The following is an 11,382-nucleotide window of genomic DNA, read 5'->3' as shown; positions in this document are numbered from 1 at the left end:
TATTTTAAAATTTAAAAAAATTCCGTAGGTTTGCATTCTTAAAAAAATTTGGCGAGGTAGCTCAGTTGGTAAGAGCGCCGGATTCATAACCCGGAGGTCAGGGGTTCAACTCCCCTCTTCGCTACTAATTATATGCTTAAAGCCCTGTTAATTCAGGGCTTTTGTTTTGTCGGGGGTACGTTTGGGGGACGGTTTTGGTAATTTTAGCTGATTGTATATCATTTTTGAAGTAATAAAATAGCAACATAAAAAAGCCCCGAATTTACAGGGCTTTCTTAATTTTCAGCAAAGTTTTATAATTATTGTAAATTAAAATATTCTTTAACTTCACTATAATTTTTAACATTAATATTTTTTGGTATTGCCCCAGCTGTGCCTTCAATTACAACAACCCGAAAAGTTTCATCACCTGGATTTGCAGTTTGTGTCTTGTCAGAGTCAGAAACCCAAATGTCAACGAAACCTAATCCGTAATTTATATCATGTAGCGTGAAAATAGAACTTGTTAAATAATCTGTGTAAGGCAAAGCAAACCACCCACCTGAACCGTCGCTCATATACACTAAAACAACACCATAATTAACAATATTTTGAGTAATTGCTGGAACTAACAAATGAGCATAATAATAAGGATTTGATTGATTCCAATTACTCGATGTGGCATTATAGGTGTAACTGTGGACATTTGCATTACCATCTTGACCCGGTACACCCGGAATACCTTGTTGTCCAGTATCGCCTTTATCTCCTTTGTCGCCCTTATCTCCTTTGTCGCCTTTAGCTCCTGTTTCCCCTTTATCGCCTTTAATAGCTGTTTCTTTTTTACAAGATGTAAAAGTTGTTGATGCAATTAGCACAACACTTAATAAAAATATTAAATATTTTTTCATAGTTTTTTTAGTTTAAATGTTAGTAAATAATTTTATTTAATTACAAAATCCTTTCTACTCCAGTTCCTAAAGCGGTTAGTTAATAAATGCTAAAAGCGTGGACTGTAATATTATCCGTCTTAGAGGTACTGGTATACCTAAGGAACAAAATAAATTAAGCCCACGCTTTTAGCATGAGCATTAACTTATTATTAATTGTTCCTTTTGAAAGTTACCAGTTTTCTAAGACAAAAATAAAAATTAACGCTTTTTATTTTTCATAAGTAAAGAACGGATTAACAGGGCAAATATAATAAAAGTAATTGTAAATTCTAAAATAATAAATAGTTAATAGAATAGATTTATTTCCATTTATCAGGTCTTTTCAAAACATACTTATTTTTCAATACAACTTCATCAGGTAAAATTGCAAGTTCAAATCTTTTTTTGACTGTTTCAAGTTTTAAACTAAAATCGGCTAAACTATGCAAATTGTATGAAAACCTTTTGGGTGGAAAGAATACAAATATTTTATGGTTTTTAGAAAATTCTGTGTTGTTTTCTCTAATAAATTCAATTGGGGGAATTAAATCGCTATCGGCAGAAATTAATACAGAAATATCACATCTTTTTTTAACGCAATCCCGAATCATTTGTGTAGCAAGCCGAACATCCGTTTCCTTTTCTTCAAAAGTGTAAACAAAACCATCACAATTTTTACAATGTTCGTCATATTTAAAATTTTTGCAATGTATTTTTTTGCTTAAATATTTGCCTAAATGGAGTTTAAATAAAGGATTTTGTTTATTAACGGAAAAAAATAAATCTTGTCGTTCTTGTTTACCTTTATTTCCTGTTGGAATTGCGGAAAAATAATTAACTTCTATAAGTTCTTGATGTGGTCTAATAAATGATTGACAAAATTTAACAATATCAATCCAATAATATTTTTTCCAATTTTGGCTTTTTAAACCATAATAGAAATTAAATCCATCAATGTAAAAGATTATTTTTTGTTTATCACTCATGTTTATATAAATTGAAACCCCACTGCATTTGTGGGGTCAACCTATGAATGTCTCATCATAGGGGGGTAAACAATTATACAAATGTATATACAAATTTTCAAAAAACAAATTTTTATTCATTTTTTAACATATTCTTTACTTTTAAAACCGTATTTTTTGAAACATTATGCAGTTTTACACACTGGTTAAGCGAAAAGCCCTTTTTTAAGTCCTCTGCAAGTTTGGAATATTCTTTTAATAGTTTCTTTTTGTTTTTAATACTTCCCTTTGCCCTTCCTATTATTTTGCCATTTTTCAAAGCATTTTGCAAGCCCGATTTAACCCTTTCGGATAATAACCGTTTTTCTTCCTGTGCAAGTTCGCTGTATATAGCAATTATGATATTTGTAACGAAACTTTCATTTCCGTTTTCGGAAATGCTCTCAAGTCCACCGAGATTTTTAAAAATAATTGGAATTTTTAATTTATGCAAAAAATCAATCGTGTTTCTTATATCCTTTGCAACCCGCCCAAGTCGTGATATTTCGCAAACAACAACTTTATTAAATTGTTTTTGTTTGGCAGCTTCAAATAATTCTTTAATGTCCGGGCGGTTTTTGTCGGTTTTTGTTCCTGAAATTTGTGTCGCAATGGTTTTTGTAATATTAAAACCTTTTTGTGTACAATATTCGTTAAGTTCGTTGATTTGTCTTTGATAATCTTGTTTATCGGTACTAACCCGAACAAATAAACAAACATTATTTTTCTCTGACTGGTTCATTTTAAACAAGTGTTTTCTGTGAGCTACTTTTTATAATTTTAAAATGCTTGATTTTTCAGCATTTTTTCAATATATTTTTCTCTACCTTTATATTGAACCTCTGAAATAAAAAACAGGCACTTTAAAAAGTAAGGCAAGACAACCATTTTATAACTTCTTATTTTATGCCTGTTTTTTTAATGCTATTACCACTCATGAATATTATCCCAAAAAGAAACATTGTTGTCGGCGTTTTCTTGTTCTGCCTTTGCTTTAGTTTCTACTTCTAACTTATCGGCTTCTTGTTTCTTTTTTTCTTTGGCTTCCGCCTCATTTTTTTTGTTTTCCGTTTCCGCTTTTGCCTTTTCTTCTGCAAGTTTAAGTTCATTTTCTTTCTGTTCCATTTTGGCTTTAGCTTCCGCCTCTGCCTTTTCTTTGGCTTCTTGTTCTTCCTTTTCTTTTGCAGCTTTATAATCGTCAAAAGATTTTTGAAGTTGCTCAAAACCTGCAATTAGCTTTGAAACTTCATTGTTTTTTTCATCAGTTATTTTTTTTAAAGCAGTTTCGTAATCAGGATTTAAGTAATTTTCCAAGAGCATTGATAAAAATTCACCCTTGCTATTTGCTTCCGATTGCATAAAAATATCGTTAAAGTGTTCCCACAATTCAACTTTAGCCATGATTTGAATGTTTTTAAAATTTTTTCGTATCATAATTAATATTTTTAAATTTATTTATATAACTTTTTATTGTTATTTGCCTGTTAAATAGCTGTTATATTGCTTTTATATATTCTGACAATACAATAAATATATATTTGCTATATACAAACAATACAAGAGTTATTGCAAATATACAGTGAGTATATACACTGCTTATTGTTTATTGGCGTTTGCTGTTATATAGAATTAATTGAAATTAATTATTATTGTTTGTTTCAAATTCGCCCCAAATATTTTTAATCAATTCAAGTTGCTTCGGGGTTAATATTCGTTGGCGTTTTACATAATTCAGTTCTTTTAGCTTTTCAAACCAAATATTATTCAAATACTTTTGCAATGTAGATTGCGAAACACCCATTTTTTGAGCAAGTTGTTTTTTTGTAATACTTGTTATCATAGTTTATATTATTTTTTTCGGTGTTAAAAACTTTCTTGATTTACTATATGCTCTCATTTTATTTACTCCGTACAATTCTTTTTTCTTTAGGTAATTTGTTAATTTTCCTATTGATTTGGCAAATTGAAAATTGTATTTTGAATGAGTTTTTTTAGAAAAAAGGTTACTAAAAGTAGTTTCATTAATTCTTGCGGTTGCAATTAATATGTGAGCATGAATTTTAAACATTTCATTACCAAAATCCCTAACCCATACATAACCGTAAACATCGATGTTTTTTCTTTTTAATTTCTTTTTAAAATCAGAAACAAAACTTCCTATTTTAGTATAATGCTCTAAATTTATTACACCAGTAAGAATTGATATTTCTTTTTTTTCAAAATACTTTTTGTATTTATAAAGAAACTCTAACAAATATTTATTCCTTTTGTTTTTTAGAAGTTGTAAATCTGTTATACTTGACAAAATACCCGAATTAGTATTTTTAAATGTCTTTATAACCTTTGCTTCTTTAGGAATTTGTCCTATATTATATGCTATATTTGATCTCTCCGAAATAACGGAGTAATGATGTAATTTCCACTCTTTCATATTTTTTATTTTTTATTAATTCCTTTATTTTTAAGCGTTACATAAGTTGCTGCTTGTTGTTCAATTTGTGCAGTAGTTTTAATTGGATTTTGTAAAAGCCAATTATCTATTTCAGCTTTACTGAAATAAAGCATTTTCCCACCCCGGCAATAATGCGGAGCTTCTTTTCTTGCAGTTAGTTTGTATCCGAAACTCTTTGATATTCCACAATAATTGCAAAATTCTTCAAAGGTTAATACTTCTTTGCTTCCTATAAGCAAATTCTCAATGTTATCGAGGCGTTGCTCGATAGTTAAGTTTTCTTTTATCATTTTAATAATAATTTTAAAGATTAATAAAATGACTTTGCAAAGTCGGTTAATTATAAAGACAATATGAAAAACATATTATCTGCAACGTTTGCAACAAAAATATAAGTAAAAACAGGGTACTGCAATTGCTTACACACAGATAGTAAGCAATAAGCTATTTTGAGAAAAGTATTAAAGGGAAGAAATTATATTTTCAAAAACATTCTGAAATGCCGATTTTTTCTGACAATTGCTATTAGTGAAAGGTGTAAAATCTTTATCATTTATTCCATCTTTAAAATTACTTTCCAAGAATGAAAAAAGTAAGCTATTATTATTTTGATAATCTTTATTTATTTTTCCTTTATCTACAAGTATTTTAAAAAATGCAAAAAGTGATTTTTTATTTACTTCCTTTTTATTTTTAGGGTTTGATTTAATCCATTTAATTTTTTCACTTGGTTGTTTATCTTTAAAAACGGATATAAAATTATTTTCGTCGGTATCAATTGCAATAAATTCATTTATATCATTTTTAAGCTCCCTGTATAGTTTTGCTAATTGTATATTTGTTAATTCACAATTTAACAAAATATAATTTTTATTATTGCTTGTAAATTTATTTTTTATTTCAAATAAACCAAATTTATTTTTAATAATTTCATATTCTTTCTCAATTATAAAACGATTGTCTTTTATTATTGTCTCACATAAATCAGAAATATACTGTGTTGAAGTAATTAAGTACATAACTAATATTTCTTCATTGGAAATTTTATTAATTGTATTTAAAAAATTGTCTTTATTAGTATCAATATTATTAAGGATTTTTGGAGCAGCATTACGTAAATTTTTTATTAAATCTTCACATAACAAAGATTTATTTTCTTTTATAAAAATATTTAAAGAGAATACGCTAAGTTCTTTTAATTCATTTGCTCTTTCTTCTGTAAATTCAGGGTATTCGGCAATAATAATTATAGCTTTTACATATAAAGTGTTTAATATTTTTATTTTATTATCTATATATTCAACTTTTAAATGATTTTCTGCTAAAACATTTAATTTTTCCGAAATATTTTGCCTAATGTTTTTTATCAATTGCTTCACTTGATTTTCTAATAGTTTAGCAGTATGGCTTAATTTTACCTTTCTTATTTGTTCATCTGTCAAACTTAATTTTTCTCTTTCTTTTAAAATTATGTTTAACTCATCATTCGGGTTATTATAACCCTTTATTGAATAAGATAATATCATATTTTCGTAGTTATTTTTACTACTAAATATTTGTTCCAACTCTTTCAATGAATCCATAGTATTATTAAATTTTAAATTATTTTTCAATATTTATCAAATTTCCATTTCAGGTAAATTATTTATTTTTTTCCGGTATTTTATAACCTATCCGTTTTCTTGGTGGTTGAGGAGGTTCGAGTAAAAAATGCAATGCTTCATTAATATCTTTAAATTTTCTGTTCATTTCCTTTTCAAGTTTTTCAATTTGCAGTTTCAATTCTTTATAATTCATGTAATACTGCCTAATCATTACAAAAGCTCTCATAATAGCAATATTCACAGTAATTGCCTTTTTAGAGCTTAATATACCGCTTAGCATTGCCAGTCCTTGCTCTGTAAAAGCATAAGGTAAATAACGCCTGCCTCCTCTTTTTTCTAAGGTTTCATTTTGCAACCTCAAAAAATTATTGTTTGAGGTTGCAATTTGCAACCTCAAACTTTCCCATTCATCTTTTGTTAGTTGAAACATAAAATCGGCAGGAAACCGCTCTATATTTCTTTTTACTGCAAGGTTTAGGTTTTTGGTTTCTACTTCATAGAGGTTTGCTAAATCAAAATCTAACATTACTTTTTGTCCTCTTATTTCATATATTTTGTTTTGAATAATTTGTATTTCCATGTTCTTATTGTGTTTTAAGTGGTATCACAAATTGTGATACCATGATTTTTACTTTTAAAGTTTTATTTTGAAACCTCAATATTAATTAAATTTTAATTTCAGGCAAATTATTTATTGCTTGTTTTTTTCTCTCGTCAATTACTCTTGAATAAACGTCCATATACTTAATACTGCTATGTCCTAAAGCACTTGCAACGGTTTTAACATCGGCATTACCAATTTGAGTATCGAGCATATTAACACCAAAAGAATGTCTTGCACAATGCCAAGAAATGCTTTTATCAATCCCCGCCTTTTTTACCCACCTTTTTAAAGTCCTGCTACTTGCTGAATGACTTGGCAAATTGAAAACAAATTCATCGGGCTTGCCTTTTTTACCAATTACTTTTAAAGCATTACTGTTTAAATCACTGTTTAAAATAGCGTCTTTTGAACTGTGTTTTGTTTTTTCCTGTGTTATCTTGAATTTATTTGTACCTAAGTCAATATTTTTCCATTTAAGCAATTTCAAATCACACCACCTTAAACCAGTATTTAAGCTGAATAAAAATGCTCGTTTTACATTGTCGCTACCACATGGAGTTTGTGCAAGTTTTGAAATTTCATTTATGTTTAGAATATCTTTTTTTAAACCGCTTGTTTTTGTATTTCTAATTTCCTCCGCTGGATTTTCTTTTATGATTTTATCTTTTGTAGCTTGCTTCAAAACTTTTTTAAACTTTGTAAAATAATTGCATGGAGTTTCACCGTTGAGGTTTTCTGTAAGATATGATTTGAATTGTTGGCACAACTCCTCTGTAATATCTTTAGCCATTACGCCGCTTTTAAATCCTTTTAATGCAACAAATTTTTTTAAATGCTCAAAAGAGTATTTTACAATTCTTATATCTTGGTTTGTGTATTTTTCAAGGAATTTTTCATAATAAGAAATGAAATCAGTTTTTCTTTTAAAAGCGGGTGTATATTCATAACCGCTTGCCTGTATTTCCAGTTCTCTTTTGGCTCTTATGCTTTCTGCTAATTGTTTTACCTCTTTGTTTCTTTCTCGTTCCGCCTGTGTAGTTGCTTTAATTAAATGCAATCCCAAGTATTCCTTTATTCTATTATTGTTATTGTTTATGTCAAGAAAAAAAGATTTTACATTCTTTTTTTCATTAAATCTTAATTTTACTCCCATAGTTATATATTTTTTATTTATATTTGTGCTTTGTTTTCCTTTGTTTACAAATATAATAATAAATTTTTGTTGGGGGTACGTTTGGGGGACGGTTTTTTATAAAAAAAGAGAAAACAAGTGAAAAGAAATAGTATTAAAAAAATTAAAAGCATTGATTTTATTGACTTTGTTAAGTTGATGTTTTCACTTGTTTAATGGGTGTATTATCCTCTTCGCTACTAAAACAGTTTAGAGTTTTCAGTTAAAAAAGCCCTGAGAGATTGGGGCTTTTTTTATAGAATAAATTCTTTTCTTTATGTTATTTTCATAATTTTGAAAAAAATGTTTTTATAATGCAAGTCCGATTGAAAATAAAAATATATTTTTTCACTATTTCCTTTCTATTGGTAACATCATACCATAATGCATTCCCACAGTACGATAAAATGAGATTTGAAAGAATTTCTTCGGAAAAAATAAAAGTCGAAAGAGGATTGTCGGTTAATTCGGTGTATTGTATAAATCAGGATAAAAGAGGATACATCTGGATTGGAACGTGGGATGGAATTAATAAATACGATGGTTATGATTTTATGGTTTATAAACTCGACTTTACTGAAGACAACGATTTGAGCAACCAGACAATAAACGTAATATACACTGATAACAGCGGTTTTATATGGTTCGGGACAAATAAAGGTCTCAGCAGATTTGATAACAAAACACAGGAATTTATTCATTACAACCATAACAAAACAAACAAAAACAGTATAAGCAGCGATACGATTTATTCAATTATTGAAGATAAAAACAACAATCTCTGGCTCGGCACACAAAACGGATTAAACTTATTTCACAGAAGTGAAAGCCGATTCGAACATTTTGTTAATGATAAAAATAACATAAATTCTTTGTGCAATAATGTTGTCAGAAAAATTATTGTTGATAATCTGGGTTTCCTGTGGCTCGGAACAAATCGCGGTCTTGATAAATATAATATTCTCGCACAAAAATTTACTCATTTTACTCATCAAAAAAAAATAAAAAATACTTTATGCAGCGATTCGGTAACATCGCTTTTTCAGGATAAATCAGGTATTTTATGGGTTGGCACTCCAAGCGGATTATGTGGTTTTAATATAAATAACGAACAGTTTGTAAATTATTTTCATGATACTCGCAATATCAATTCCATCAGCAGTAACGAAATTTCCGATATCTATGAAGACAGAACAGGCATATTGTGGATTGCAACTTCACGCAGCGGAATTAATATCTTCAACAGAGAAAAAAATGTATTTTCACACTTGAAAAATAATCCTGAAGATGAAAACAGTTTAATAAATAACAATGTAAGCTGTATTTTCGAAGACAAAACCGGAATCATCTGGATTGGTACATATAAGGGCATAACTAAGATTAATAAAAACTCTAAAAAGTTTGTTCATTACCAATATATTCCTGATGCAAACAATAATAACATTAATGCAGTAGGTGCATTGTACATGGACAAAGACAATAATTTGTGGATTGGAACCGATGGCGGCGGGCTCACAATTTACAACAGGAAAAAAAATTACAGAAAATTATTTCACCATAATCCCGAAAATAAAAACAGCATTTCGAGTAATAGAATAAGAAGTATATGTGAACTTAATTCCAATGTTCTTATTATAGGTACCGGAGATAAAGGAATTGACATTTATAATAGAAAAACAGGACTATTTAAAAATTATAAAAATAATCCTTCGGATAAATCAAGCATAAGCGGAAATAATGTATGGTGTATTTATAAAGATAAAGATAATAATGTATGGCTCGGAACAGATAACGGATTAAATAAATTTGATGAAAAATCAGAAAAATTCATTTCATATATAAACAATCCAAAAAATAAATATAGTATCAGCAATAATACTGTTTACGCTATATTTCAGGATAAAAAAGGAAATATATGGGTGGGAACAGGAAATGGGTTGGATAAATTTGAAAAGCGAACAGAAAAATTTTACGTTTATAAATCAAACAGAAAAAATAAAAATTCAATCAGCAACAACAGCATTGCCTCAATTTATGAAGATGAAAATAATATTCTCTGGATTGGTACATATGGCGGCGGATTGAGTAAATTCAATGCGGTTAAAAATACTTTTAAAAATTATTCCACAAAAGACGGACTGGCAGATAATACTGTGTATTCTATTCTTGAAGATAATTCAGACAACCTTTGGATGAGCACAAATGACGGCATTTCTAAATTTAATATAGAAAAAGAATATTTCACAAATTATTCTGTAAAAGATGGAATTCAAAGTCACGAATTTAACGGTGGCTCATATTTTAAAGCTCATTCCGGAGAAATGTTTTTCGGCGGAATGAATGGTTTTAATTCTTTTTTCCCCGAAAAAATAAACTTTAACTCCTTTGTACCGGCTTTAGCAATTACTTCTTTCAAAATCTTTAACAAAACATATAAAGTTGATGTATTTGATAAAGAAATCATAAAACTTAAATATTTCGATAATTTTTTTACAATAGAATTTTCAGCTCTTGATTTTTCAAATCCCGATAATAATAATTATAAATACAAACTTGAAAATTTCGATAAGAACTGGATTAATTGCAATGCAAACCATCGCTACGCCGAATATACAAAAGTGGCTCCGGGTAAATACACTTTCAGGGTAAAAGGTTCGAATAACGACGGCATCTGGAACGAAGATGGAATTTCATTTACAATAATAATAACTCCACCATGGTGGCGAACGTGGACATTCCGGATTTCATCAACACTTGCACTCATTCTGCTTATCTGGTATATTATTTATTTGCGTATAAAAAGAATTAAAGAAAAAAATGAAGCAGAAAGAAAGATGCTCGCAATAGAAAAACAATTATTTGAATTTGAACGACAAACCTTGCGTCTGCAAATGAATCCGCATTTTATTTTCAATTCATTAAGCTCAATACAAAGTTTCATCCTCAACAACGATATTGATAAAGCTGTTTTGTATTTATCAAAATTTGCTCAACTGATGCGCATAATTCTTGCAAATTCAAGAGAAGAATTTGTTCCTATAAGCGATGAAATAAAATCACTTTCATATTATATGGATATTGAAAAAATCCGCTTTAATAATAAATTCGATTATAATTTTTCAGTTGATAAAAATATTGACGACGAGTTTGTAGGTATCCCGCCAATGATAATTCAACCTTATGTTGAAAATTCCATATTGCACGGAATACTTCATAAGGAAAACAGAGGATGTATCAATATAAGTATCACATTGCAGGGAAGTTTAATATTATGCATAATCGAAGATAATGGCGTAGGAAGACAAAAAGCGATGCAAATCAAAAAAGAATCAGGTTTAAAACGCGAATCAAAAGGAATGCTGATAACAAAAGAACGCCTCGAAGCTCTTAATAAACGAAGCAAAGAACCCGTTTCAGTTAACATAACCGACCTTTATGATGAAAACAAAAATCCATCCGGAACAAAAGTAACAATCACTCTTCCGCTTCGGGAATTATGAAGAATTGAAGTATGAAATACCGAGTTCAACAATTTAACATTTTTTTGCTTATTACTTTATTATGTTTATTTTTGAAAATAATTAAAATTAGTTTGTTGTTTAAAAGATAAAATTATATTATACTACAAACGGTTTT

11 protein-coding genes and 1 tRNA gene are annotated in these 11,382 nt (G+C 28.7%); 2 read left to right on the top strand and 10 right to left on the bottom strand.

Annotated features, from left to right (window positions below):
• Positions 1-50 precede the first annotated feature (50 nt).
• A tRNA-Met gene (locus tag WC223_02565) sits at positions 51-124 on the top strand.
• A 175-nt stretch (positions 125-299) separates the two neighbouring features.
• Here WC223_02565 and WC223_02560 read toward each other — a convergent pair.
• The 10 genes from WC223_02560 to WC223_02515 form a co-directional block, all read right to left on the bottom strand.
• Positions 300-890, bottom strand: coding sequence for a hypothetical protein (locus WC223_02560; GenBank protein MFA6923112.1), 591 nt, complete (start codon positions 888-890; stop codon positions 300-302).
• Positions 891-1,231: 341 nt separating this feature from the next.
• Positions 1,232-1,897 carry an NYN domain-containing protein gene (locus WC223_02555; protein ID MFA6923111.1) on the bottom strand — a complete coding sequence of 222 codons (666 nt, stop codon included), beginning with the start codon at positions 1,895-1,897 and terminating at the stop codon, positions 1,232-1,234.
• Positions 1,898-2,009: 112 nt separating this feature from the next.
• Positions 2,010-2,657, bottom strand: a complete 648-nt coding sequence (locus WC223_02550; GenBank protein MFA6923110.1) for a recombinase family protein — start codon at positions 2,655-2,657, stop codon at positions 2,010-2,012.
• A gap of 185 nt (positions 2,658-2,842) precedes the next feature.
• Positions 2,843-3,349, bottom strand: a complete 507-nt coding sequence (locus WC223_02545) for a hypothetical protein (GenBank protein ID MFA6923109.1) — start codon at positions 3,347-3,349, stop codon at positions 2,843-2,845.
• Between the two features lie 205 nt (positions 3,350-3,554).
• Positions 3,555-3,755 carry a helix-turn-helix domain-containing protein gene (locus tag WC223_02540; GenBank protein ID MFA6923108.1) on the bottom strand — a complete coding sequence of 67 codons (201 nt, stop codon included), beginning with the start codon at positions 3,753-3,755 and terminating at the stop codon, positions 3,555-3,557.
• A 3-nt stretch (positions 3,756-3,758) separates the two neighbouring features.
• The gene (locus WC223_02535; GenBank protein ID MFA6923107.1) at positions 3,759-4,346 is read right to left on the bottom strand and encodes a hypothetical protein; all 588 of its coding nucleotides are present in this window, start codon (positions 4,344-4,346) and stop codon (positions 3,759-3,761) included.
• 5 nt (positions 4,347-4,351) lie between these two features.
• A complete protein-coding gene (locus tag WC223_02530; protein MFA6923106.1) occupies positions 4,352-4,657 on the bottom strand; it encodes a helix-turn-helix domain-containing protein in 306 nt (101 codons plus the stop codon).
• A gap of 171 nt (positions 4,658-4,828) precedes the next feature.
• On the bottom strand, positions 4,829-5,950 hold the full coding sequence (locus WC223_02525) for a hypothetical protein (GenBank protein ID MFA6923105.1): 1,122 nt from the start codon (positions 5,948-5,950) through the stop codon (positions 4,829-4,831).
• A gap of 58 nt (positions 5,951-6,008) precedes the next feature.
• On the bottom strand, positions 6,009-6,551 hold the full coding sequence (locus WC223_02520) for an ORF6N domain-containing protein (GenBank protein ID MFA6923104.1): 543 nt from the start codon (positions 6,549-6,551) through the stop codon (positions 6,009-6,011).
• Positions 6,552-6,636: 85 nt separating this feature from the next.
• The gene (locus WC223_02515; GenBank protein ID MFA6923103.1) at positions 6,637-7,728 is read right to left on the bottom strand and encodes a site-specific integrase; all 1,092 of its coding nucleotides are present in this window, start codon (positions 7,726-7,728) and stop codon (positions 6,637-6,639) included.
• A 344-nt stretch (positions 7,729-8,072) separates the two neighbouring features.
• Between WC223_02515 and WC223_02510 the strand changes: the two genes are divergently transcribed.
• Positions 8,073-11,246, top strand: a complete 3,174-nt coding sequence (locus tag WC223_02510) for a two-component regulator propeller domain-containing protein (GenBank protein MFA6923102.1) — start codon at positions 8,073-8,075, stop codon at positions 11,244-11,246.
• Positions 11,247-11,382 lie beyond the last annotated feature (136 nt).

It is taken from the genome of Bacteroidales bacterium, assembly GCA_041671145.1.
Lineage (GTDB): Bacteria > Bacteroidota > Bacteroidia > Bacteroidales > JAHJDW01 > JAQUPB01.
The sequence above is the reverse complement of the archived record's forward strand: the minus strand, read 5'-3'. Positions and strand labels throughout refer to the sequence as shown.